The sequence below is a fragment of the Streptomyces sp. NPDC051211 genome (assembly GCF_040689505.1).
Classification (GTDB): Bacteria; Actinomycetota; Actinomycetes; order Streptomycetales; family Streptomycetaceae; genus Streptomyces.
On record NZ_JBFBAV010000004.1, the window covers coordinates 59949 to 83873 of the forward strand.

Annotated in this window: 19 protein-coding genes; 10 read left to right on the top strand and 9 right to left on the bottom strand. The window is 72.0% G+C overall.

What is annotated here, in order from left to right; all coding sequences use genetic code 11:
* Window positions 1–122 precede the first annotated feature (122 nt).
* Complete coding sequence (locus AB0447_RS06545) at window positions 123–1331, top strand: sensor histidine kinase (protein ID WP_366475393.1); 1209 nt, start codon at window positions 123–125, stop codon at window positions 1329–1331.
* Complete coding sequence (locus AB0447_RS06550; protein WP_366475394.1) at window positions 1328–1999, top strand: response regulator transcription factor; 672 nt, start codon at window positions 1328–1330, stop codon at window positions 1997–1999. The genes AB0447_RS06545 and AB0447_RS06550 overlap by 4 nt, the downstream gene beginning before the upstream one ends.
* A gap of 32 nt (window positions 2000–2031) precedes the next feature.
* On the opposite strand, the gene AB0447_RS06555 is transcribed toward AB0447_RS06550, so the two are convergent.
* The 7 genes from AB0447_RS06555 to AB0447_RS06585 form a co-directional block, all read right to left on the bottom strand.
* On the bottom strand, window positions 2032–3165 hold the full coding sequence (locus AB0447_RS06555; RefSeq protein ID WP_366475395.1) for a substrate-binding domain-containing protein: 1134 nt from the start codon (window positions 3163–3165) through the stop codon (window positions 2032–2034).
* Between the two features lie 34 nt (window positions 3166–3199).
* Window positions 3200–4276, bottom strand: coding sequence for an ABC transporter permease (locus AB0447_RS06560; protein ID WP_366475396.1), 1077 nt, complete (start codon window positions 4274–4276; stop codon window positions 3200–3202).
* Window positions 4273–5823 (bottom strand): sugar ABC transporter ATP-binding protein, encoded by a 1551-nt coding sequence (locus tag AB0447_RS06565; protein WP_366475397.1) that lies wholly within the window; start codon window positions 5821–5823, stop codon window positions 4273–4275. The genes AB0447_RS06560 and AB0447_RS06565 overlap by 4 nt, the downstream gene beginning before the upstream one ends.
* A gap of 111 nt (window positions 5824–5934) precedes the next feature.
* Window positions 5935–8709, bottom strand: coding sequence for a SpoIIE family protein phosphatase (locus tag AB0447_RS06570; RefSeq protein WP_366475398.1), 2775 nt, complete (start codon window positions 8707–8709; stop codon window positions 5935–5937).
* A gap of 119 nt (window positions 8710–8828) precedes the next feature.
* A complete protein-coding gene (locus tag AB0447_RS06575) occupies window positions 8829–9797 on the bottom strand; it encodes a cyclase family protein (protein WP_366475399.1) in 969 nt (322 codons plus the stop codon).
* A gap of 37 nt (window positions 9798–9834) precedes the next feature.
* Window positions 9835–11025: a glutamate--cysteine ligase gene (locus AB0447_RS06580; RefSeq protein ID WP_366475400.1), complete on the bottom strand. Its 1191-nt coding sequence runs from the start codon at window positions 11023–11025 to the stop codon at window positions 9835–9837.
* A gap of 57 nt (window positions 11026–11082) precedes the next feature.
* A complete protein-coding gene (locus AB0447_RS06585) occupies window positions 11083–12039 on the bottom strand; it encodes a TIGR03557 family F420-dependent LLM class oxidoreductase (protein ID WP_366475401.1) in 957 nt (318 codons plus the stop codon).
* A 149-nt stretch (window positions 12040–12188) separates the two neighbouring features.
* On the opposite strand from AB0447_RS06585, the gene AB0447_RS06590 reads away from it, so the two are divergent.
* Window positions 12189–13229, top strand: coding sequence for an NAD-dependent epimerase/dehydratase family protein (locus AB0447_RS06590; protein ID WP_366475402.1), 1041 nt, complete (start codon window positions 12189–12191; stop codon window positions 13227–13229).
* 39 nt (window positions 13230–13268) lie between these two features.
* On the opposite strand, the gene AB0447_RS06595 is transcribed toward AB0447_RS06590, so the two are convergent.
* Entirely contained in the window at window positions 13269–14540 is a 1272-nt protein-coding gene (locus AB0447_RS06595) for a cytochrome P450 (protein ID WP_366475403.1), read from the bottom strand.
* A 159-nt stretch (window positions 14541–14699) separates the two neighbouring features.
* Between AB0447_RS06595 and recQ the strand changes: the two genes are divergently transcribed.
* The 7 genes from recQ (at window position 14700) to AB0447_RS06630 (ending at window position 22459) form a co-directional block, all read left to right on the top strand.
* Window positions 14700–16715 carry a DNA helicase RecQ gene (recQ, locus tag AB0447_RS06600; RefSeq protein WP_366475404.1) on the top strand — a complete coding sequence of 672 codons (2016 nt, stop codon included), beginning with the start codon at window positions 14700–14702 and terminating at the stop codon, window positions 16713–16715.
* A 463-nt stretch (window positions 16716–17178) separates the two neighbouring features.
* Window positions 17179–18432 (top strand): ATP-binding protein, encoded by a 1254-nt coding sequence (locus AB0447_RS06605; protein ID WP_366475405.1) that lies wholly within the window; start codon window positions 17179–17181, stop codon window positions 18430–18432.
* Window positions 18429–18830 (top strand): roadblock/LC7 domain-containing protein, encoded by a 402-nt coding sequence (locus tag AB0447_RS06610; RefSeq protein ID WP_366475406.1) that lies wholly within the window; start codon window positions 18429–18431, stop codon window positions 18828–18830. The genes AB0447_RS06605 and AB0447_RS06610 overlap by 4 nt, the downstream gene beginning before the upstream one ends.
* Window positions 18827–19204, top strand: a complete 378-nt coding sequence (locus tag AB0447_RS06615) for a DUF742 domain-containing protein (protein WP_366475407.1) — start codon at window positions 18827–18829, stop codon at window positions 19202–19204. The genes AB0447_RS06610 and AB0447_RS06615 overlap by 4 nt, the downstream gene beginning before the upstream one ends.
* Window positions 19179–19772, top strand: a complete 594-nt coding sequence (locus AB0447_RS06620) for an ATP/GTP-binding protein (protein ID WP_366475408.1) — start codon at window positions 19179–19181, stop codon at window positions 19770–19772. Before AB0447_RS06615 ends, AB0447_RS06620 begins: the two co-directional genes overlap by 26 nt.
* 9 nt (window positions 19773–19781) lie before the next feature.
* Window positions 19782–21131, top strand: coding sequence for a cytochrome P450 (locus tag AB0447_RS06625; RefSeq protein WP_366475409.1), 1350 nt, complete (start codon window positions 19782–19784; stop codon window positions 21129–21131).
* A 266-nt stretch (window positions 21132–21397) separates the two neighbouring features.
* Window positions 21398–22459: a tryptophan dimethylallyltransferase family protein gene (locus AB0447_RS06630; RefSeq protein ID WP_366475410.1), complete on the top strand. Its 1062-nt coding sequence runs from the start codon at window positions 21398–21400 to the stop codon at window positions 22457–22459.
* A 21-nt stretch (window positions 22460–22480) separates the two neighbouring features.
* Here the strand turns inward: AB0447_RS06630 and AB0447_RS06635 are convergent, their stop codons facing one another.
* Entirely contained in the window at window positions 22481–23821 is a 1341-nt protein-coding gene (locus AB0447_RS06635) for an NAD(P)-binding domain-containing protein (RefSeq protein WP_366475411.1), read from the bottom strand.
* Between the last annotated feature and the right edge of the window lie 104 nt (window positions 23822–23925).

Sequence of the window (23925 nt, forward strand, 5' to 3'; positions counted from 1 at the left end):
GCCGCGGGAGGTGCCCGCGGGGCATCGGCCCGGCGGCCACACCCGCGGGATCCGCCGGTGGCCCGCGGGCGTACGCCTGCGGGCCGATGCCCCGGCACCGGGCCCGTACCTATGATCGCGACATGAGCGCCCCACCGATCCACCCCGCCGCCCGCCCCTGGCGCCTGCGCCTGCGACCGGCCGCGGCCGAGACCCTGGCCTGGTGCGGGGCGCTCGCCTACCCGGTCCTGCTGTTCGTCGCGGTCCTGAACGAGCAGGAGTCCACCGGTGTGCGGCTGCTGCTGCCGGCCGCACTCTCCGTTCTGGCCCTTCCCCTCCTACGGCGCCGGCCGCTGCCCACCCTGGCGCTGATGCTGGCCGGTTCGTTCGCCGCGACGGTGACGGCGGCCTCGCAACTGGCCTCCACCTTCCCCTTCTCGGCACCGGAGCAGGGATGGCAGATGGGCGCTCTGCAGGCGCTGGTGACCGATCTCGCCGTCGGCTGGATCGCCGCCACCCGGAGGCCCCGGACCGTGCTCGTCGCCGCGGCCTCGGCCCTCGTCGTGCAGATCGCCGCCGCCACCTACTACCGCAGCGGGTCCGACGCCTTCGTCTCGGGCCTCGTGTTCCTCGTCCTGACGCTCGCCCTCGCCTGGATGGCCGGCCACCTCGTCCGCGAGCGCCGCGAACACGCAGCAACCATGCGGGCCCAGGCCGCAGTCCAGGCGGTCACCGCCGAACGGCTGCGGATCGCCCGCGAGCTGCACGACATGGTCGCGCACAGCATCGGCATCATCGCCATCCAGGCCGGCACGGGCCGCCGGGTCATCGACACCCAGCCGACCGAGGCCCGCAACGCGCTGGCCGCCATCGAGACCACCAGCCGGGACACCCTGGCCGGCCTGCGGCGCATGCTCGGAGCCCTGCGCAAGGCCGAACCGGAAGGCGCGCCGGCGACCCCATTGCCGGGCCTGGCGGACATCGAATCGCTGGTCGCCACCACGAAGGACGGCGGGGTACGGGTCGACGTCGAGTGGCGGGGAGTACGGCGCCCGCTGCCCGGGGAGGTCGAACTGTCCGCCTTCCGCATCATCCAGGAGGGGATCACCAACGTGGTCCGCCACGCGGGCACCCATGAGTGCCGGGTGGTCATCGACTACCGGGAGGACGAACTGTCCATCGACATCACCGACGACGGTCACGGGACCGCACCTGCGGGCACCGGCTACGGCATCACCGGAATGCGCGAGCGGGCCGCCCTGCTGCACGGCCGGTTCACCGCCGGGCCCCGCCCCGAAGGCGGCTTCCGCGTGGCCGCAAGGCTCCCCGTGCCGCCGGCAGGCGTGCGATGACCGCGACCCCCGTCCGCGTCGTACTCGTCGACGACCAGCCGCTGGTCCGCGCCGGGCTGCGCGTACTCATCGCGGACAGCGCCGGCCTGGAAATCGTGGGAGAAGCCGGCACCGGCAGCGAGGCGGTCCGGCTGGCCCGGGACGTCCGGCCCGATGTGGTGGTCATGGACATCCGCATGCCCGGCATGAACGGCATCGAGGCGACCGCACTGATCACGGCAGGCCCGGGCACGGCACGGGTCCTGGTCCTCACCACCTTCGACGACGACGAGTACGTCTACGGCGCACTGCGCGCGGGCGCGAGCGGATTCCTCGTCAAGGACATGGACCTGGACGACATCCTCACCGCGATCCGCGTGGTCGCCGCCGGCGACGCCCTGATCGCGCCGAGCGTGACCCGCCGCCTGATCGGGGAGTTCGCCGCACGCCCCGAACCCGCGGCCGCGCCCCGGCGCAGAACGGTCGAGGGCATCACCGACCGGGAGCGCGAGGTACTCACCCTCGTCGGACGCGGCCTGTCCAACCACGAGATCGCCACCGAGCTCACCATCAGCCCGGCCACGGCCAAGGCGCACGTGGGGCGGTTGCTCACCAAGCTGCCGGCCCGTGACCGGGTCCAACTGGTCATCACCGCCTACGAGCTGGGCCTCGTGTCGGCCTCGCGCTGAGCAGATGCCGGTCAGATGCCGGTCCGGTGCCGTCAGGTGCCCCAGATCTTCCGGTACGCCTCGCGGTAACCGGACGGATCCCAGGACTCGGCGCCGCTGCTGTTGTCGGCCGTGGCGATGTGGACGGGGGCCACGTAGCCGCTGGCGGGCCGGCCGGCGAAGGCGCGGTTGAACTCGTCGATGATCTGCCAGCCCTGCTGGGACAGCGGCTCGGGGACGGTGGCGGCCTGGAACTGCTCGCTGTTGATGCGCTGGAAGGCGGACGGGTCGCCGTCGCCCGCGCCGATGTTGAAGGGCGGTCCGGAGCCCGGTCTGCCCGCTGCTCGGAGGGCCGGGGCGGCATCGGCGAAGTAGAGGTCGTTGATGGCGACGGAGTGGGTCCACCTGTTCCGGAAGCGGGACAGGAGCGAGGAGACCTCCTGGGGGGTGCGGCTGCTCGCGTCGGGGATGGGGATGTTCTCGTACGCCAGGAGCGCCACGCCGGAACAGCCGGCGAGCTCCTTCTTGATCAGTTCGGCCTTGTTCCTGGCGAACGGGATGGAGTCGTCGGTGAAGAGGACGACTCCTGCCTCGCCCCGGGAGCGCGCGATGATCCAGTCGGCGCTGATCTTCGCCACGTCCCCCACCTTCGTGGTGATGTTGGTGAAGAGCCCGGTGCTCTCGCTCGGCCCGGGGGAATCCACCGCGTGCCAGCCGATGACCGGGATGCCCGCCGCCCGGGCCCGCGCCACCTGCTGCGAGGTCAGCCGGGGATCGAAGCCGCCGATGACGATGCCCGAGGGTTTGAGGGTGATGGCCTGGCTGAGCGCCGCCTGGATGCCGGCGGGGGTGCCCTCGCCGTCGATCACCCGGACCTTCCAGCCGATCGTCTTCGCGGCTTCCTCCACCCCCTTGGCGACGCCTGCGACGCCCGGGTTGGTCATGGTCTGCGCGACGTAGACGATGCTCTTGCCGGAAACCGCGGCGGGGCCGCTGGTGGGGCCGTTCCAGGAGGCGTCGGTGTTCTCGGCCTGCCGGACGGCTGCCTCGGCCTTCGCGAGGGCGGCGGGACAGCCGGCTTGTGCGGGCCCGCCGGTCGACGCGCCGCCGCCGCAGCCGGTGACGAGGGCGGCGGCCGCTGTCAGCAGGGCTGCGGCGGTGAGGGTGGCCTGGCGATGTGGGTACACGGTGCTCCTGACGCGGGTGCGCGTACGAAGTGTTCTAGGGGTGGCCGTCCTCGGCCGGTGCGGCCGGCGATCCGGCGGGGGGCGGCTCGGCGGGCGGCCGGCGGGTCGCGGTGGCACCGGAGCGCAGCCGGCGGCGCGCGGAGTAGCCGGCCAGTCCGACGGCGATGAGCAGGGTGCCGCCGTTGAACAGCGGAGTGGCCCAGAACCGGGCGCCGAGCTGGCCGATGCCGGCGAGGCCGATGGCCAGGACGGCGACGGCCACCAGGGTGCCGAGGGCGTTGGCCCGGCCCGGCCTGATCGTGGTGGACCCGAGCAGGGCGCCGACGAAGGCGGGCAGCAGGTAGTCCAGCCCGACACTCGGGTTGCCGGTCTGCTGCTGGGCGGCGAGGAGGACCCCGGCGAAGCCGACGACCAGGCCCGATCCGGCGAAGGCGTACACGGAGTAGGTGCGGGTGGGGATGCCGATGATGCCCGCGGCGCGGGGGTTGGAGCCGATGACGTACAGGTAGCGGCCGAGCGGCAGCCGCTCCAGCAGCAGCCAGAGGGCGGCGGCGACGGCCAGGGTGTAGAAGGCGGGTACCGGCAGCCCGAGGAACCGGGCGTCGTAGAGGCCGGTGAAGGAGGCGGGCAGGCCGTCCGGGCCGGGCACGATCCGGGCGCCGTCGGTGATCCAGCCGGTGCAGGCGTACATCATGCTGCCGGTGCCGAGCGTGGCGATGAAGGAGTCGATCTGCCCGAATTCGACGATGACACCGTTGAGGGCGCCGACCGCCGCACCTCCGCACACCACCACGAGGCAGGCGAGGGGCCAGGGCCAGGCTCCGTCCACGATGAGGTGCATCACCATGACGTGCGCCAGGCCGAGACCGTAGCCGATGGACAGGTCGAACTTGCCGGTGGCGATGGGGAGCGTCGCGCCGAGCGCCAGGATGGCGGGGATCGACTGGTTGGAGAGGATCGAGGAGACGTTGTCGCGGGTGGGAAAGGTGTCCGGCAGGGTGAGGGAGAAGACCAGGAAGAGCAGGGCGGCGAGGACCAGCAGGCCGTAGGTGCCGATGTGGTGCCCGCGGAGGCGGCCGAGCACGGATCGGGGCGAGGGGGAGGGGGTCATCGGCTCGTCGCGGCTCCGGTGACGGGGGGCATGGCCGAGGCGGCCCGGGTGAGTTCGGCGACGGTGAGGGCCGCGCCGGTCAGCTCGGCGCCCACGCTCCCGCGGACGAACACCAGGGCGCGGTGGCACACGCCCGCGACCTCTTCGAAATCGGTGGAGACGAGCAGTACGGCCAGGCCGGCGGCCAGCGCGTCGTCGAGCAGCCGGTAGACGGTGGCCTTGGCGCCGACGTCCACGCTGGCGGTCGGCTCTTCGAGGATGAGCAGGCGCAGGCTCCCCCGGAGCCACCGGCCGACCATGACCTTCTGCTGGTTGCCGCCGGACAGGGTGGCGATCGGCACCTCGCTGTCGCGGGGCTGCACCGCGAACCGGTCGATCAGGGCGGTGGCCTCGGCGCGCTCACGCCGGGGGCTGATCCAGAGCGACTCCGGCACACCGGCTGCCCGGGGGTTGGCCAGGAAGTTCTCCCGCACGGTCAGTTCGGGGGCACAGCCTTCCTCCTGACGGTTGCCCGCCACGAAGCCGACGCCGGAGTCGAGAGCGGCGGAAACCGTACGCGGGTGGTACGGGCGGCCGTTGAGCAGCGCCCGGCCGCCGAGGATCGGCCGGGCCCCGGCGAGGGCGCGGCCCAGGTCCGTGTGGCCGGCGCCGGTCAGGCCCACCATGCCGAGGATCTCCCCGGCCCGCAGCTCCAGGCTGACCCGTTCGGCGTGTTCGGTCGTCACGCCGTCGAGGCTCAGGAGGGGCGGGCCGGCGGCGGGGGTGGTGGCGGGCCGGTGGCCGGGCGGTTCGCGGCCCACGATGGCGTGCACCAGACGGGCGGGGCTGTGGCCGGCGAGCGGACCCCGGTCGACCAGGTGACCGTCACGCAGCACGGCGAACGTGTCGGCGACCTTGTACACCTCGTCGAGCCGGTGGCTGACGTAGAGGATGCCGTGGCCCCGGTCGCGCAGGGTGTGCAGTACGTCGAACAGCCGGGCGCAGTCCGCGGCGGGCAGGGTGGCGGTCGGCTCGTCGAGGACGACGAGCTCGGCCCGTGTCGCCAGGGCGCGGGCGATGGCGACCAGGGAGCGCTCGGCGGGGGCGAGGTCGGCGATCCGGGCGTCGGCGTCCAGGTGCCCGGCGACGAGTCGCAGGGCCTCTTCGCAGCGCTCCCGGGTCCGCCGCCAGGAGATCAGTCCGCGGCGGCGCGGGTAGCCGGTGCCCAGGGCGATGTTCTCGGCCACCGTCATCCAGTCGACGAGACCGAGATCCTGGTGGATGAAGGACATGGTGCGGGTGGCGGCATGGGAGCCGAGCGGGTGCCCCGCCACCGTCACCTCGCCCTCGTCGGCGTGGTGGACCCCGGCGAGCACCTTGATGAGGGTGGACTTTCCGGCACCGTTGGGACCGAGCAGGGCGAGGACGCTGCCCCTGCGGATGTCGAGGTCGACCGCGGCCAGCGCGACGGTGCCGCCGAACCGCTTGCCGAGACCGCGGATGCGGACGAGAGGGTCGCCGCCGAAGCGCGAGGGCGGTCCCATCGAGGTGTCGGGAGCGTCATGCACAGACTTCTCCGGGGGTCGGCCTCCGAGTTCTTCCCGACTGCACGCGGAATTCTATGCGGATCTACCCCGGTATGTCCGGCATTTGCCCCTCTCGAATGCGCCGGTCGCGGATCACGCCGCTTCCAGGGCGCACTCGGCCCAGATGACCTTCCCGGAGGTGGTGTAGCGGGTGCCCCAGGCCTGGGCGAGCTGTGCGACGAGGAACAGGCCCCGGCCGCCCTCGTCGGTGGTGGCCGCGTGGCGCATGCGGGGGGCGGTGCTGCTGGCGTCGTGCACCTCGCAGATCAGGGTGCTGTCGTGGATGAGGCGTACTCGGATGGGCCCGGTGCCGTACCGGACGGCGTTCGTGACCAGCTCGCTGAGCAGCAGTTCCGTGGCGAAGGCGGACTCGTCCAGCCCCCACTGGCTCAGCCGGTCCACGGCGGCGGCGCGGACGTCGGAGACGAGGGCCGGGTCGGCGGCCAGCTCCCAGGTGGCGATCCGGTCGGCGGGCAGGGCGTTGGTGCGGGCGACGAGCAGGGCGATGTCGTCGGCGGGGTGTTCGGGTGCCACGGCGTCGAGGACCGCCTCGCAGGTGTCCTCGGGGGCACGGTCCGGGTGGGCCAGCGCGCGGCGCAGTGCGTCGAGGGACGCGTCGACGTCGCGGTGGCGGTCCTCGATGAGCCCGTCGGTGTAGAGGACCAGCTGGCTGTGTTCGGGGAGGTGGATCTCGATGGATTCGAAGGGCAGACCGCCGAGGCCCAGCGGGGGCCCGGCGGGAAGGTCGAGGAGTGTCACGCTGCCGTCGGGGCGGACCATCACGGGCGGGGGGTGGCCGGCACGGGCCATCGTGCACTGTTGCGAGGTGGGGTCGTAGATGGCGTACAGGCAGGTGGCGCCGACGATGCCGGTGCTGCCACCGGCGGGATGGTCGCCGCCCTCCTCCCTGTCGAGGCGCACCATGAGGTTGTCCAGGTGCGTGAGGAGCTCGTCCGGGGCGAGTTCCAGTTCGGCGAAGTTGCGTGCCGCGGTGCGCAGCCGGCCCATGGTGGCGGCGGCGTGCAGTCCGTGGCCGACGACATCGCCGACGAGGAGGGCGACACGGGTGCCGGAGAGGGGGAAGACGTCGAACCAGTCGCCGCCCACTCCGGACTCGGCGGGCAGGTAGCGGTGGGCGACCTCGACGGCGCCCTGTTCGGGGAGGCCGCGCGGCAGCAGGCTGCGCTGCAGGGACAGGGCCAGGGTGTGCTCGCGGGTGTAGCGGCGGGCGTTGTCGATGCAGAGGGCGGCGCGGGCGGCGAGTTCCTGGGCCAGCGAGCGGTCGTCGTCCCCGAAGGGGGCGGGGTCCTGCGAACGGTAGAAGGCGGCGATGCCCAGGAGGACGCCGCGGGCGAGCAGGGGGACCGTGATGAGCGAGTGGATGTTGTGGGCGAGGAGCAGCTCGGCGTGCTCCGGGTCCTGGGCGATCCAGCCGAAGGCGGCCTTCAGGTCGGGTTCCAGCACGGGCTGCCCGGTGGCCAGACAGCGCATGTGCGGGGTGGTCGGGCGAAGGACGACCTGCTCGCCCACCGGATAGAAGGGGCAGTCCTCGCGGATGCCGTGGACCACCGTGCGGTGCATCTCGTTGGTGGGCCGGACGGACTCTTCGCCGCGCAGCACGGCCTCGGGCACGTCGATGGTGACGAAGTCGGCCAGGCGCGGGACGGCCGTCTCGGCGAGTTCCCAGGCGGTACGGGTCACGTCCAGGGTGGTGCCGATGCGGTTGCTGGCCTCGGCCAGCAACTCCAGCCGGCGCCGCGCCGCGACGGCGTACTTGCCCACTTCCGGCTCGCCCACCAGCACCAGCCCCCTGACCACGCCGGTGGCGGAGTCCCCGGTGCGCGGTGCGCCGGGGGGTGCGCCGACCGCCGTCGGGGTCGGGACGGGTGTGGCGAGAGGACGGGGGCCGGGCGGGGGCGGTGTGGAGGGGGTGGGGGCGGGGGCGTGCCGCTCCGTGTCCTCGGGGAGGAGCGCCTCGACGACGACGCCCTCCACCCCGGAGGGGCTGGTCACGGGACGGCTCACGAGGGTGACCCACCGGCCGCGGGACAGGGGCACCTGGGCGGCAGCCCGCTGCGCCGAGGACATCAGCTCCGTCGCCTTCTCCTTGAGGAGCGTCTGATCGCTCTGGTCCAGGTCGCTCTGGAGCAGGTCGTCCATTCCGACCGGGTACCCGTTCCGGGCGTCCGGGCCGCCGGTCGCGGTGCGGCTCCCGGCGTCGAGGTACGCCTGGAGCAGGCCGCGCTCCCGCGCCGAACTCTGCTCCATGAGCCGTCGCTCGATGGCTTCGGCCGCCTTGCGTACCAGGGGGACCAGTGCCGGGTCGGCATCGGTGTAGGGATAGCCGAGGCAGAGGACGCCCTCGATGTGCCCGCTGAGCTGGTCGCGGAGGGGAATGGCGGTACAGGCACTCGACTGGGACCGCTCGGCGAAGTGCTCGGCACCGAAGACCTGGCAGAGTTGCCGTTCCGCGAGGGTGAGACCGATGCCGTTGGTCCCCGCGAACCGCTCGGCGAACACGAAACCGGGGACGGTCTGGATCGCGGCGAGACGCCCGACCATGGACTTCTCTCCGAAACGGCGTTCGAGCACCGTGCCCAGCCCGTCGGCCAGGCAGATGTTCATCTGGCTGCCCGCGAAAATGGACTGCAGCCGGTCGAGCACGGGCCCGGCGGCGCGGACGAGCCGGCCGTCCGCGTCGAAGTCCTGCCTGAAGGGAAGGTCGGACTGGTCCGGCGACAGCCCCAGCAGCAAGCTGCGCTGCCACGAGCTCAGGATCGGACTTCTCACGCTCCCCTCGACCGACTCGCCGTGCAGGAACCGGTCACGGGAACGCACGGGGCCGATGCGGTCTCCGACGACCCCCATCTGCACCACTTCCCTAACACTCTCGATCGCCCGGTTTGAGTATATTCCTCACATTTCGGGGGTGGGGGTGGGAGCAGAGTGACTCCCACGGGTCGGCCGGCCCCCGGATCCGCCGGCCCTCACAGGACCGCGACCGGATTGACGGGCGAGCCCGTCCCGCCGGGGACGTTCAGCGGCGTCACGACGAGCATGAACGCGTAGCGGCCGGCCTCGGCGCAGGCGGCGGAGAGCGGTTCGAGGTCGAGGTTGTCCAGCAGCGGCACCCCCATCGCGGTGATCGCGAGCGCGTGGACGGGGGAGTGCAGGCCCTCGACCGGCGACGGCCGTACGTCGTTGTCCCCGTCCCCGCCGAGCAGGGAAACGGCCCGTCCGGCCAGCAGGGGCATCGCGTCCACGTGCCAGCCCGCGCTCGCCGCGTCGGGGTTCCAGGGGCCGGTCTCCCGGCGCCGGCGCAGGTGGCCGGAGCGCAGCAGCACCGCATCGCCGTCCCCGACGGCCACATCGAGCGCCTTCTCCGCGGCGACGACGTCCCGCGCGTGCACCGCACGCCCCGGTTCCAGCCAGTCGACGCCGAGGACGGCGGGCAGGTCGAGGAGTACGCCCCTGGTGACGAGGGGGCCGAGCGCCGGGACCGCGCCGAAGCGGGCACCCCCGGCATCGACGGCCTCGCGCGCCGCGCGGCCGTCGTAGAGCTGCCCCCGGTAGGCGATGTGCGACAGCGCGTCGAGGTGGCTCACGCCCTTCCCGTGGTAGTCCACGGCCAGGAAGTCCTTGTAGGTGGACGGTTCCGGGGCCTCCACGTCGCCGAGGTCGGACATGTAGTGCAACGCGGGCTTCGCGTTGTCCGGGCCGGGCCGGGTGTCCCAGGGCCGCCCCATCGGGACGACCGTGCCGGACCGGACCAGGGCCGCGGCCCGCTGCACGTGGCCCGCCGTCACCCTGTTCCAGGCGCCGCGGTCGGCCGCAGCCCAGCGGCCCCACGTACGGACCGCCTCGAAGAGCGCGTCGAACTCCTCGCGGGAGACGGAGGCCTCACGGCCGGGGCCGGCCGGCGGGGGAGCGGGGGCATCGGCGGGGTTGCTGCTCATGGGTACTCGGCGCTCCGATCGGAGTCCGCGGCGCGGTTCAGGAGGCTGCGGTGGTCGCGGCCAGGGCGTCGATGACGCCGTACAGGCTGCCCCGGCGCCGGTGAGTGGAGCGCTGCCGGCTGGCGCCGCCGCCCTGGGTGTGGAGCCGGCCGAGGAGGGTGGCGACCATGGGCAGGTCTCCGGCCGCCTCCAGCCCCGGGGCGGCCCGCTCCAGAAGGGCGGCGACCAGGTCCCAGGCAGGTATCCGCCGGCCGCTCCTCAGGTCGAGTCCGTCTCCCTCCAGGCCGTGGAGGGCCGCGAGGTGGTGTGCGGCCCGCAGCGCCCTGGAGGCGACCGGCGGAGGCGGCAGGCCTTCCTCGGCGTCCCGGGACAGGACCGTGGCGAGCCCCCGCACGAGGGCGGCCAGCAGGACCACCACGTCCAGGTCGGCGTTGACGTCGGCGACGCGTATCTCCACGGTCGGCACGTGCTCGGACGGACGGGCGTACCAGTAGATCATCTTCCGGTCCATGAGCAGGCCCGTGCGCACCAGGCGGTCCGCGGTGCGTTCGTACCGGGCCTCGTCCAGGACGGGGGAGGGCCCGACGGTCGGCCAGCGGGCGTGCGCGACGGCCCGCCAGCTGGCGTACCCGGAATCCGTGCCGCCGTCGAACGGCGAGTTCGCGGCGATGGCCTGAAGTACCGGCAGCCACGGGCGCATGTGGTTGGCCAGGGCCAGCGCCCGGGCCTTGTCGGGCACGCCGATGTGGACGTGGCAGCCGCACACCACCTGGCGCAGGTCTCCGAGGGAGCGTACGTACCGGGCCGCCATGAGCCGGTAGCGAGGGTCCGGCGTCACCTCCAGCGGCCCTTCGGGCGGGATCACCGGCGTTCCCGAAGCCACCAGCAGACAGCCCGCGTCCGCGGCCGCGACCCTCACGACGGCCCGCAGCAGGGCCAGTTCGGCCCGCAGTCGGGCACTGTCGGACGTGGGAAGGGTGCAGACCTCCACCTGAACGGTGTAGAACTCCTGCTGGACCTGCGCGCCGAGGACTCCGCGGGTTGCCGCGATGACCTGCGGTGCGCGGCCCGCCGGGGCGCCGCTGCAGCGGTCGACGAGGAGGAACTCCTCCTCGACTCCCATCGTGAGCCGGGTCCCGCCGGGCCCGCGGCCGGACAGCCCGGGCTCCTTCTCGCTCGTCGTGCCGGGCGAGGTGCCGTCGGCTGCCGCGGACAGTGTGGTCGACATGGAGGGTGGTCCCTTCGCGGGAGGCCTGCCCCGGGGTGGATGCGGCCGGGAGACCCGTCACCCGGGGAAGGCGGGAAGGATCTTCTCACGGTAGGCGGCGAAGAAATCCTCCTGGTTCTGACCGATCTGCCCGATATATACCTCGTCGAATCCCGCGTCCACGTACGCGCGGATCGCATCGACGTGCTCATCGGTGTCGGCGCCGCACGGCACGCCCTCGGACACGTGCCGCCGGGTGACGAGCTCGCTGGCCTGCTCGAAGTGGGCGGGGGTGGGAAGGACCTGGTTCAGCTCACCGGGCAGGTGCTCGGTGGGCCACAGCCGGTACGCGGTCTCCACGGCCGCTTCCCGGTCCTGGTCCCAGCACACCTTCAGGCCCCCGACCACCGGTTTGCCCGTGCCGCCCGCATCGCGGAACCGGCCGATCGCCTCTTCGTCGGGGCCCATGGTGACGAAGCCGTCTCCGATCCGGCCGGCGAGATCGGCCGCCTTCGGTCCGAAGCCGGAGACCAGGATCGGCAGCGGCTCCTCGGGCGCCGTGTAGAGGCGGGCGTTGTCGACGGTGTAGTGCCGGCCCCGATGGCTGATCTGGCGCCCGGTGAACAGCATCCGCATCACCTCGACCGCCTCCTCCAGCATTTCCGCCCGCTCGTCGAAAGCGGGCCACCGGTCGCCGTGAACATGCTCGTTCAGTGCCTCACCGGTGCCCACGCCGAGCGCGAACCGGCCGCCGAGCAGCACGCTCGAGGTGGCCGCCGCCTGTGCCGTCACCACCGGGTGCAGTCGCACGGTGGGACAGGTGACCAGCGTGGTCACCGGCAGATCGACCGCCTGGGACAGGGCTCCGATCACCGACCAGACGAAGGGACTGTTGCCCTGGGCGTCGTTCCAGGGGTGGAAATGGTCGGAGACGGCCAGCCGGGTGAATCCCGCGTCCTCGGCCCAGCGCGCCTGCTGCAGGAGCTGGGCCGGAGTGAATTCCTCGGTGGCCAGGAAATAGCCGAAAGACGTCATCACCTTGATCCCTTCGAGACCGCCGCCCCCTGCTACCCGGCTACCCCCGTCAGCCGCCGGGACACCCCTGGCCGGGCACCGGGCCGCGGCAGGTTTGCGGGGCTTCCTCCCGGTTAGGCGCATCGCACGAACCGAAGGGAGCCCACGCGATGACTCGCCCCCGCCCCACGGAACCCGGTGACGACGGCCTGCGGGTCGTGGTCGTCGGCGCCACCGGAAACGTCGGTACCAGCGTGGTCCAGGCCTGCGCGGACAGCCGGGCCGTCACCTCCGTCCTCGGCCTGGCCCGCCGGGTGCCCCACTGGCACCCCGCCAAAACGGAATGGGCCGCCGCGGACATCGAACCGGACGGCCCGGACCTCGTGCCGCTGTTCGCCGGAGCCGACGCCGTGGTCCACCTCGCCTGGAAGTTCCAGCCCACCCACCACCCGGACCAGACCTGGCTGACCAACGTCCTCGGCAGCGTGCGCGTCTTCGAAGCCGTGGCCACCGCTGGTGTGCCGGCCCTGATCCACGCCTCCTCCGTCGGCGCGTACTCGCCCGGCCCCAAGGACCGTACGGTCGACGAGTCCTGGCCCACCCATGGCTGGCCGCAGGCCGCGTACACCCGCGAGAAGGCCTATGTGGAACGGGTCCTCGACGCCTTCGAGCAGACGCATCCCGAAGTCCGGGTGGTCCGCATGCGCCCGGCGTTCCTCTTCAAACGGACCTCCGCCTCCGAACAGCGGAGGATCTTCGCGGGGCGGCTCCTGCCCGGACGGCTCATCCGCCCCGGCCTGATCCCCACCGTCCCCGACCTGCCCGGCCTGACCTTCCAGGCCCTGCACACCGACGACGCGGCCGCGGCCTACCTGACCGCCGTCACCGACGGATCGGTGCGCGGCGCCTTCAACCTGGCGGCCGACCCGCCCATCGACGCCGAGGTCCTGGCCGGCATCTTCAACGCCCGTCGGCTGCCCATGCCGGCGGCCCCGGTCCGGGCCGCCCTGGCCGCCGCCTGGCACCTGCACATCGCGCCCGCCTCACCGGACCTGTTCGACGCCGTCCTGCGCCTGCCCCTGCTCGACTCCTCCCGGGCCCGTAGGGAACTGGGCTGGCAGCCCCGGTACACGGCGGTGGAGGCCGTCGAGGAGTTCCTCGCGGGCCTGCGCGAGGGCGCCGGGATGTCCACCGCACCCCTGGCCGCCTGATCGCACCCCTGGCCCCTGGCCGCCTGATCACGGCCTGGCCTACGAGGTCGGCGCTCCTGTCTCGATGACGAAGCCGCTGCGGGGCCGGGTCGGGATCCGGTTCAGCGGAATGGACAGGTCCTGCGGCGGCACGGTGAAGTCCAGCTCGGCCAGGGCGGGCGTGAGGGCGGCGAGCAGGGAAACGGTGATGTCCTCGCCGGGGCAGCGGTGGCCGGTGCGTGCCTCGCCTCCGCCCTGCGGGATGAGCTCGTCGCGGCCGGGCTCGCGGCCGAGGAAGCGCCCGGGGTCGAAGTGGTACGGCCGTTCCCACACCTCGGGGTCGTGGTGGTGCCCGTACACGTCGAGCAGCAGATGCGTCCCGGCCTCGATGTGGTCACCGGCGAAGGTGAGGTCGCGGGCGGCGAGGGCTCCGACGAAGGGTACGAACGGGTAGAAGCGGCGGACCTCGTGGGCGAACGCGCGGGCCTGGGCGGGGCCGCCGGCGCGGAGCAGGTCACGGTGGCCGGGATGGCGGTGCAGCGCGTGGGCGGCGAAGACGGCGAACCAGGTGATGGCGACGGTGGGACGGATGATGTTCAGGAGCTCGACGGCCGCCGTGTGCGGATCGAGGGGTGTGCCGTCCGGTTCGCGGTACAGGGCGACCGCCTCCAGCGGGCTCCCGGCCACGGCGGCATGCCGGGACGGGGAGAAGATGCCGTCCGGGTGCTGCCCCTGTGCCCGGAGGTCGGTGACGGCGGCCGCGAGGGCCTGCTCCTGGCGGCGTCGGGCGCGTCGGGCCCGCAGGTGCCGGGGTCCGGCGGTGGCGAAGCCGTCGACCATGGCGACGCAGTCCTCGGCGATCTCCCGGGCGGCGTCGTCCGGGACCGGCAGACCCACCCAGCCGCAGACCGCCCGGGCGAGCACGGTGGCCACCTCGTCGAAGAGCACCATCCGGCGGCCTTCCCGACCCGTCACGGCATCGCGCCAGCCGTCCAGGACGCCGTCGGTCAGGGCGTCGATGCCGTCCGGCGACATGAGCAGGGACACGAACAGCTCCTTGCGCACCCGGTGCGCCGGCCCGTCCAGGGTGTGCACCGCTCCCCGGCCGATGAGGGTGTCGAGCACCGGGGCCGGGACGGCCCCGTGGCGCTGGGTGCGGCTCTCGTCGTAGAAGAAGGCGACGGCCTCGCGGCCGTGCAGAAGTACGGCGGGACGGCCGAACAGGTGGGTGCGGACCAGGGGCGCACCGTCATGGGCCCGGCGCAGGTCCGGGGCCCACGCGTAGCCGTGGGCCATCAGGGACAAGGTGCTTTCGGTCAGCAGCGCAGACATGATCTGCGCCTACCCGGACCCGGGGACCGCAATCGGGCGCCTCGGCGCACCCCGGGCGGGAGGTCCGGGCGGGGACGGGCCGGGCGGGGACGGGCCGGGTCGTCCACAGGTCCGGGTGGGCGGGGCCGGGGTGTCGGCCGGTGCCGCTAGGCTTCTCGAATGGCCCTTCCGGACGCTTCCCCCGAGATCTCCGATGCTCTGCAGGTGCTGCACCGCGTCTTCGGTTACAGCTCTTTCCGCGGCGAGCAGCAGGAGATCATCGAGCAGGTCGTGGCCGGCGGCGACGCCCTGGTGCTGATGCCGACCGGCGGCGGCAAGTCGCTCTGCTACCAGATCCCTGCGCTCGTCAGAGAAGGCACGGGCGTCGTGATCTCGCCGCTCATCGCGCTGATGCAGGACCAGGTGAACGCGCTGACCGCCCTCGGGGTGCGGGCCGGATTCCTCAACTCCACGCAGGACCCGTACGAGCGGCAGGCCGTCGAGCAGGCCTTCCTCGCCGACGAGCTGGACCTGCTCTACCTGGCTCCCGAGCGGCTGCGCACCGAGAGCACCCAGCGGCTGCTCGACCGGGGCAAGGTGGCGCTCTTCGCGATCGACGAGGCGCACTGTGTCGCCCAGTGGGGTCACGACTTCCGGCCCGACTACCTCGCGCTGTCCATGCTGCACGAGCGCTGGCCGAAGGTGCCGCGGATCGCGCTGACCGCGACGGCCACCGAGGCCACCCACGCCGAGATCGTGGCGCGGCTCGGCCTGGACGAAGCCCGGCACTTCGTCGCCAGCTTCGACCGGCCCAACATCCAGTACCGCATCGTTGCGAAGGAAAACCCGCTCAAGCAGCTGCTGGAGCTGATCCGGACCGAGCACGAGGGGGACGCCGGAGTCGTCTACTGCCTTTCGCGGGCCTCGGTGGAGAAGACCGCGGCCTTCCTGGTGGAGCAGGGCATCGACGCCGTGGCGTACCACGCCGGCATGGATGCCCGTACGCGTGCGGCCAACCAGGCGCGCTTCCTGCGTGAGGACGGGGTCGTGGTGGTGGCCACGATCGCCTTCGGCATGGGCATCGACAAGCCGGACGTGCGCTTCGTGGCCCACCTCGACCTGCCCAAGTCGGTCGAGGGCTACTACCAGGAGACCGGCCGGGCCGGCCGCGACGGAGAGCCGGCCACGGCCTGGCTCGCGTACGGCCTCCAGGACGTGGTCCAGCAGCGCAAGCTCATCGACGGCTCCGAGGGCGACGAGGCGCACCGCCGCTCCCAGGCCATGCACCTGGACGCGATGCTCGCGCTGTGCGAGACGGTCAACTGCCGCCGCGTGCGGCTGCTGGCGTACTTCGGACAGTCGGGCGAGCCGTGCGGCAACTGTGATGCGTGCCTGACGCCCGCCGAGTCCTGGGACGGGACGGTCGCAGCGCAGAAACTGCTGTCCACCGTGTGGAGGCTGGCGAAGGAACGGCGCCAGAAGTTCGGCGCCGGCCAGATCATCGACATCCTTCAGGGCAAGAAGACGGCCAAGGTCATCCAGTTCGACCACGATGCCCTCTCGGTGTTCGGCGTCGGGTCGGACCTGAGCACCGCGGAGTGGCGCGGGGTCGTGCGCCAGCTGCTGGCCCAGCGGCTGCTGGCGGTGGAGGGCGAATACGGGACGCTCGTGCTGACGGAGGAGAGCGGCGAGGTGCTGGGAGGGCGCCGCAGCGTCCCGATGCGGAAGGAGAAGGCGGTCGTCGGCCCGCCCCGGAAGGAGTCCGGCTCGCGCTCCGGGAAGGGCGCCCGCGTGCCGGTCGACCTGCCGGCCGCCGCCGAACCGGTCTTCCTGGCCCTCCGCGCCTGGCGGGCGGCGACGGCGCGCGAGCAGGGCGTACCGGCGTACGTCGTCTTCCACGACGCGACGCTGCGGGAGATCGCCACCCGGCTGCCCGGCACGGTGGAGGAGCTGGCCACCATCGGCGGGGTCGGCGAAGCCAAGCTCACCAAGTACGGCCAGGGCGTCCTCGACACCCTGGCGGAGTGCAACGCCCCCGAGCCCGCCCCGGCCGTCGCCCCCGAGCCCGCCGTCGCCCCCGAGCCCGCCCCGGCTCCCGCGGCGCTCGTACCGGCGGCACGGACTGCGGCGCCGGACGCCGAAGAGCCGCCCTTCGACCTGGACGAGATGGACCCGCCCTGGGACGACTGGCAGTAGTTCACTGCGCGCAGGCGGGTGAACTTCCCTGAAGGACTGTGGGGCCCGCCCCCCGGGCGGTCGGCAGGGTGAGCGCGGTGAATGCGGCGCAATGAATGTCCGAGAAGTGCTGCCCCCTGCTGCTCCGCCTGCTCGGCCCTCAACCCAAGTCGGCACTCACGCACGTCCCATGGCCGGAAATGGGCGTCCGTCTTGAGTATCGATGGGTGGACATGCAGTCACCGGACTCCGGTGTATCGGGGCCGAGTTGGGGCAATTTGGGCCAGAAATCCATACATTGACGATCAGTCAGGTGTTCGCGCCCGGTGATACGATCATCGCGCTTAAGAGTGGCGGATGGGCGCAAGACGACATCTCCGACCATGGGGGACTTCCGGGCTGCAACCCCGGTACGGACGGTCCGCCGGTCCGCCCGCATTGACGGAGTTCGGCAGCTGGCCGTCGGTCACCTGAAGAGAGTCTTATGACGTCTTACATACAGAACCCAGTGCTCTGGGCCCTCCTCCTTGCCGTCCTGGGCGCAGTCGCCGTCATTGTCCGCCAACGCAGGGCGGCGCAGGCTTTACAGCGGGAGATTGAAGAACTCAGGGGCCACTATTTCGAGTTGGAGAGCAGCTACGCGAAATCCGTCGAGGCGGAGAAGGAGCGGGCCCAGGACTCGACGAAATCCGTCCTCAAGTCCGCGATGCGGACGCTCCAAGGCCTCGCCGCAGAACAGCAGTTGATCCTCTCCGGACTGCAGAACAAGTACGGCGAGTCCGTCATTCTCCAGGACCTCTTGGAGATCGACCACACCAACTCGCAGTTCGGGCGGCGCGCCCAGTCCATCGCCGTGTTGTGTGACGGGTGGCTGGGCCGGCAGCGCGAGGTCGCCTCGGTTTATGACGTGGTCCGCAGTGCGCAGGGCAGGATCCGTCACTTCCGGCGAGTGGAGATCCTCTCTCAGGTCGACTTCGGCATCACCAGCCGAGCCGTCGAACCGGTGGCGCTGGCACTTGCCGAGCTCCTCGACAATGCCACCAGCTATTCCAGCCCGGACACCGTGGTCGAAATCAATATCCGCACCGTGCCCAAGGGCATTTGCATCGTCGTCGACGATGCCGGTGTCGGCATGAACGACGAGGAGAGGGCCAGGGCCGCAAAGCTCCTGTCGACCGAGCGGGTCTCCGGTGTTTCCGGACTCGGCAGCCCGCCGCAGTTCGGTTTCGCCGTGACCGGAGTGCTCTGTGAGCGCTTCGGCTTCGAGGCGTCCGTGGATTCCGACTCGCCGTACGGAGGCGTCCGCGCGGTACTCCTGCTGCCGCACGAGCTGCTCACGGCCATGCCGGAGCGGAAGGCCCCGGCGCCGGCCGCCCCCGCAGCCGCCGCGCCCTACGCCGCCCCCGCGCCCTACGCCGCCCCCGCGGCGTACTCCGCCCCCGCGTCCTTCGCGGCCCCCGCCGCCGCGATGGAGCCGAGGGGCCCCGAACCCGCGGTGACCGCGTCCTCGACCGTCGACGGTCTGCCGAGGCGCCGCCGCAAGCGGCCGATGGCCATCGTGCCCGGCACCACGTCGGACCAGGGCGTGCCCGCGTCGACCCGCTCCGGTGCGGAAGCCGCAGCGATCATGGGGGCCTTCCAGCGGGGCACGCAGTCCGGACGGGCCACGCCCTCGGACGCGGCGGATCAGACGAGCAGCACACGTGATGCGAGCAGTGAAGGGCATGAGGTCTCGTGAACGACGATCTGTCATGGATGCTTGACAGCGCCTTGGAGATTCCCGGGGCGCTGCACGCGGTCCTCATCTCGGCCGACGGCCTGCTGATGGCCCGGACGAAGGACTTCGACCGGGACAACGCGGACACCGTGGCCGCCGCGATGAGCGGCGTGCAGTCGCTCAGCCGCTCGCTCGGGTTCTTCGTCGAGGACGGCCACATGCAGTGGCGCCAGACGCTGGTCGAGTTCGACGGCGGCTGGGTCTTCCTGATCTCCGCCGGGGAGGGCGCTTACCTGGGCGTCTCGGCCTCGCCGGACGTCGACATGCAGGACATCACCTTCCGGATGCAGCAGCTGGTCAGCCAGCTGGGCAAGGTCCTGATGACGCCGCCGCGCGAGAACCTCGGCGCCCGCTCATGACCGATTTCCACGAACCGGAGCCCGGGGCCGCGGAATTAGTTCGACCGTACGTCATCACCAAGGGGCGCGGCCTGCCCGACGAGCAGCAGCTGTCCCTGATCACCCTGGTCACCGCGGCGAGCGACGACCAGCAGCGTCCGACCCGGCTTTCGCCGGAGGAGCAGAGCCTGCTGGACCTGTGCACCGCCGGCTACCTCTCCGTCGCCGAGATCGCGGGGCACACGCGGCTGCCCATGGGTGTGGTGAAGATCCTCCTCTCCGCCCTCACCGAGGGCGGCTACGTCATCACCCGGCCTCCCGTGCAGCGTGCCCCGCTGGCGGACAAGCAGATCCTGGAGGAGGTGCTCAATGCACTCCGCGCCAAGTTTGGATGAGCAGGCCTACGTCCGCGGCGGGGCGACGCAGACCGCGGTGAAGATCCTCGTCGTCGGTCACTTCGCCGTGGGCAAGACCACCTTCATCGGTGCGATATCGGAGATCCCTCCGCTGTCCACCGAGGAGACGATGACACGCGCCGCCGAGTCGTTCGACGACCTCAGGGGAGTCCGGGGCAAGACCACCACCACGGTGGCCATGGACTTCGGCCGTCTGACCATCAGCGACCGCGTCGTGCTGTACCTGTTCGGAACGCCCGGCCAGCAGCGCTTCATGCAGATGTGGGAGGACATGGCACGCGGCGCGCTCGGCGCGCTGGTGCTCGTCGACCCCGAGCGGCTGGCGGACTCCTTCGCCGTGATCGACCTGATCGAGCACTACGGCCTCGACTACGCGATCGCCGTCAACCGCTTCGACGGCACGCCGGACCGCGAGGCACGGGCACTGCGCGAGGCGCTGGACCTGCTCGACGACACCCCGGTCGTCGCCTGCGACGCGCGAGACGAGAAGTCGTCCGCCGACGCATTGATCACACTCGTGCGGCATTTGCTGGACCGCGCCCACTAGGAAGCAGACATGGACACTCAACCCACGGCCCCCGTGCCCCCGCCCGGCTGCCCGGCCCACCACGCCGGCGGCCGGGTGCCGCTGCACGGGCCGGAGTTCGCGGCCGATCCGCAGGCGTACTACTCCTACCTGCGCCACTACGGCCCGACCGCACCCGTGGAGCTCGCTCCGGGGGTGGAGGCCACCCTCGTCACCGATTACGCGACCGCGCTGCAACTGCTCCAGGACTCCGGCTCCTTCCGCAAGGACGCCCGCCGCTGGCGGGACCTCAACGAAGGCCTGATCAGCCCGGACAACCCGGTCGTGCCCGCGCTGGCGTACCGGCCCAACAGCATGTTCAGCGACGGGGCCGAGCACCTGCGGCTGCGCCAGGCGATCACGGACAGCATGGCCCGCGTCGATGCGCGCAAGCTGACCCGGACCACCGAGCAGGTCTCCGAGTACCTCATCTCGCAGTTCGGCTCCCGTGGCTCCACCGACCTGCTCGGTGACTACGCCAGGCAGCTGCCGCTCTTCGTGTTCAACGAACTCTTCGGCTGCCCCGCCGACATCGGCGACCGGGTGCTGTTCGGCATCGTCGGCATGTTCGACGGCATCAACGCCGAGCGAGCCGTCGAGGTCCTGTTCGGCGCCGTCGGAGAACTGGTCGCGCTCAAGCGGGCCAGGCCGGGCGAGGACGTCACCTCGTGGCTGATGCAGCATCAGGCCAAGCTGACGGACGAGGAGATGATCCACCAGGTCGCCCTGCTGCTGGGAGCGGGCACCGACCCGCTGGGCAACCTCATCGGCAACACCCTGCACCGGCTGCTCACCCACGACCGGTACGCCGACGGGGGCGGCCTGATCGACGAGGCTCTCGAAGACACCCTGTGGGACAACCCGCCCATGTCCAACTTCGCGGCGCACTACCCGGCCGCCGACATGGAGTTCGCCGGGCAGAAGTTCCGGGCGGGCGACCTCGTGCTGGTCAGCTTCGCGGCCGCCAACACGGGGCCGAAGCTGTCTGCCGCGCGGCAGGCCGGCAGCAACCGGTCCCACCTGGCGTGGAGCGCGGGCCCGCACGCCTGCCCGTCGAAGGACCCGGCCCGGCAGATCACCGTCACCGCCGTCGAGAACCTGCTCAACCAGCTCCCCGACGTCGAACTGTCCGTGCCCGAGGACAGCCTCGTCTGGCGCCCCGGCCCGTTCAACCGGGGCCTCGCCACGCTGCCCGCCCGGTTCACCCCGGTCGAGAGCGTGCGCCGGACCGGCGTGCAGGCACATCCCGAGGAGCCCACGCGACCGCAGGCGTCCGAGGCGGGCCGAAAGCGCGAACGCGGCGGAAAGTGGAGCCAGTTCCTCAACTGGCTGGCGAAGTGACGGACACAACTCCGCTCGGCTCCCCGGCCACCGCATGAAAGATCCGCTACGGGGGTAGTGAGCACCGCGTTGTTCTGGAATGCCGACGAGGTGAAGGAGGTGTCGTGGAGCACATATCCACCGACGCCGGTTTCATGCAAGGTCACAGTGGGTTCGGCCCCCAAGATACCCGCCCATCCGGGCGGGTATCTTCTTGGGCGCTCAGGCGCAGTACGGAAACGCTCGGCGGTCACGCGGCGAGACAGGTCCTGCGGCTGTGCGAGGCCGTGGGGTTGAGCGGGGCCGACTCCGCGCAGTACGCGCACACGCTGCTCACCGCGCTGGGCCCCGCTGCCGAGCGGCCGCTCGATCTGCCGCCCGAGCGGTCCTTCCTCTCCGACGACCACACGCCGGTGGAGTTCTCGCTCGCCTTCGTCCCGGACGCGGACCCGACGCTGCGGGTGCTGCTGGAGCCCGGGTACGGCGCCGGCAGCCTGGCGGAGAACGGGCGCACCGGACTGCGGGTCGTCCGTGAGATGGCGCGGCGATGGGGATTCGACACCACGCGGCTGGACGAGCTGGAGGACCTGTTCTTCCCTCCCGAGCCCGAGGGCCCGCTGGCGCTCTGGTGCGCACTGGAGCTGCTCCCCGGCGGGGTCCCCAAGGCCAAGGTGTACCTGAACCCCGCGGCGTCCGGGCAGAAACGTTCCGCCGCGACGGTGCGCGAGGCGCTGCGCCGGCTCGGCCACCACCAGGCGTACGCGGCGCTGCCCGAGGGCGACCGCCATCTGTTCTTCGCCCTGGATCTGGGTGACTGGGAAGAACCCCGGGTGAAGGTCTACCTCGCCCACCGCGACCTGTCGGCAGCGGGGGCGGCCGGCCTGTCCCGCGTGGACGGCGGCGCGGGGCAGGCGGAGATCAAGCGGTTCTTCCGCATGGCGGCCGGCCACGGCATCGACGCCGACGGCTTCGAGCAGTCGGACGCACCGCTCGACCGCCGGCCGGGCCTGAGCTGCCACGCCTTCACCGAGAGCCGGACCGGTCTGCCCAGCGGGTTCACCCTGCACATCCCGGTCCGCGACTACGCCCGCCACGACGGGGAGGCCCTCGACCGGGCGGTGGCCGTGCTCCGCCGCCACGGCATGGACCCCGCCCCGCTCGTCCGGGCCCTGTCCGCCGTCACCTCGCGCCGGCTCCAGGACGGCGTGGGGCTCATCGCGTACTTGGGACTCGCCCACCAACAGGGCCGGCCGCCGCGGATGAACGCGTACATCTCCTCGGAGGCGTACGAGGTGAGGCCGCCGGTCACCGTGGCCGCACGGGCTCCTCGGCCGGAAGCCGTCCACTGAGGCTCTCCCCGCCGCCCGTGGTCAGGCGTCCTGCAGCTCCCGCAGCTCCCGCAGGTAGGGGCCGACGTCCACCTGGATGGAAGCGCCTCCGGTCCGCCCGTAGCGCTCCTCGATACCGCTCAGGTACGTCTTGATCTCCTCGCGCATGACGTCCGCGGGCGGCAGGGTGATGTCGCCGTCGACGATCCGCGCCAACCACCGTGCCTGGGCTTCCACGAGGCGCGTGATCGAGCCCACGGGGCGGATCAGGCCGACGAAGTACAGCCCGGGCCGGTCGGGTGCCACCACACGCTTGTACAGCTCGACCGCCTGCTGCTGCGGACCTGCCGGGAACCCGTCGGGAAGGAAGGGGAAGGCCATGCGGAATCCGGTGCAGTAGACGATCGCGTCCGCCTGCACCGCGGTTCCGTCGGTGAAGGACACGCGGCTGCCGTCCAGGGAGTCGATCGCGGGCCTCGGTATCACCGCGCCGTGCCGTATCCGGCTGAGGATCTCGTCCGAGATGGTCACGGCCGAGGCGAAGATCGGGTGGTCCGGCTCGGGCAGCCCGTAGTCCCCCAGCCTGCCCCGCGCCACGAGCAGCGCCTGCTCGACGAAGCGCCGCTGCTCGGGGAAGGACATGCTGCTCCACCACGGCGCATCGGCGATCAGGTCCACGGACATGCCGAAGAGCTGCTTGGGCACGATGTGCAGCCCGCGGCGGACGGACAGCACGGTCTGCGCGGCGTGCCGGGAGAGATCCGCCGCGATGTCCACCGCCGACGCCCCCAGCCCCACGACGACGACGTTCTGCCCGGCGAACTCGCTGCCGTCGTGGTAGTCCATCGAATGCAGAATCCTTCCTGCGAAGGAGTCGGAGCCGGGCGGCAGCGGATTCGGCAGCGCCGCCTCGGTGTTGTGGCCGGTGGCGACGATCACCTGCCCGAAGCGCCGTTCCGCCACCACTCCCCGCGCGTCCCGGCTGACGACCGTCCAGGCGCCGTCGCAGCCGTCCTGCCGTACGGAGACCACTTCGGTGCGCAGTTCGACGCGGGGCAGCAGCCCGGCCCACTCGGCGAACGACTGCAGATAGGCGGCGACGTCGCCGTGCCCGGGGTAGAGGGGCAGTTCGGACGGCATCGGGAAGTCGGCGTAGCCGGTGAGCTGTTTGGCGGTGTTCAGATGCAGCGACAGATAGGCCGGGCCCCGCTCGCCGGCCCCCGGCTGACGCCAGATCCCTCCGACGTCCGGCGCCTTCTCCAGGCAGACGAAGTCGATTCCCCTGCTCGAAAGAGCGTGTGCGGCCGCCAGCCCCGACAAGCCCGCACCGATGACGCACACGGTCGCAGCAGTGGAAACGTCGACAACGCGTGACCCGTCCAAGGATCCCCCTCCATAAGTCACCATCCGTCCGTGCACCGGGCATTGCCTTCCCAGCGCACCCTCGCCTCACACGGCAAAGAGGTACGCGCAGCGACTACTGCAAC

Bases quoted from the DNA above. Each gene is read 5' to 3' on its own strand.
- AB0447_RS06545 (WP_366475393.1), top strand. From the start codon at position 123: ATGAGCGCCCCACCGATCCACCCCGCCGCCCGCCCCTGGCGCCTGCGC.
- AB0447_RS06550 (WP_366475394.1), top strand. From the start codon at position 1,328: ATGACCGCGACCCCCGTCCGCGTCGTACTCGTCGACGACCAGCCGCTG.
- AB0447_RS06560 (WP_366475396.1), bottom strand. From the start codon at position 4,276: ATGACCCCCTCCCCCTCGCCCCGATCCGTGCTCGGCCGCCTCCGCGGG.
- AB0447_RS06570 (WP_366475398.1), bottom strand. From the start codon at position 8,709: ATGGGGGTCGTCGGAGACCGCATCGGCCCCGTGCGTTCCCGTGACCGG.
- AB0447_RS06575 (WP_366475399.1), bottom strand. From the start codon at position 9,797: ATGAGCAGCAACCCCGCCGATGCCCCCGCTCCCCCGCCGGCCGGCCCC.
- AB0447_RS06580 (WP_366475400.1), bottom strand. From the start codon at position 11,025: ATGTCGACCACACTGTCCGCGGCAGCCGACGGCACCTCGCCCGGCACG.
- AB0447_RS06585 (WP_366475401.1), bottom strand. From the start codon at position 12,039: ATGACGTCTTTCGGCTATTTCCTGGCCACCGAGGAATTCACTCCGGCC.
- AB0447_RS06590 (WP_366475402.1), top strand. From the start codon at position 12,189: ATGACTCGCCCCCGCCCCACGGAACCCGGTGACGACGGCCTGCGGGTC.
- AB0447_RS06595 (WP_366475403.1), bottom strand. From the start codon at position 14,540: ATGTCTGCGCTGCTGACCGAAAGCACCTTGTCCCTGATGGCCCACGGC.
- recQ (WP_366475404.1), top strand. From the start codon at position 14,700: ATGGCCCTTCCGGACGCTTCCCCCGAGATCTCCGATGCTCTGCAGGTG.
- AB0447_RS06605 (WP_366475405.1), top strand. From the start codon at position 17,179: ATGACGTCTTACATACAGAACCCAGTGCTCTGGGCCCTCCTCCTTGCC.
- AB0447_RS06615 (WP_366475407.1), top strand. From the start codon at position 18,827: ATGACCGATTTCCACGAACCGGAGCCCGGGGCCGCGGAATTAGTTCGA.
- AB0447_RS06620 (WP_366475408.1), top strand. From the start codon at position 19,179: ATGCACTCCGCGCCAAGTTTGGATGAGCAGGCCTACGTCCGCGGCGGG.
- AB0447_RS06625 (WP_366475409.1), top strand. From the start codon at position 19,782: ATGGACACTCAACCCACGGCCCCCGTGCCCCCGCCCGGCTGCCCGGCC.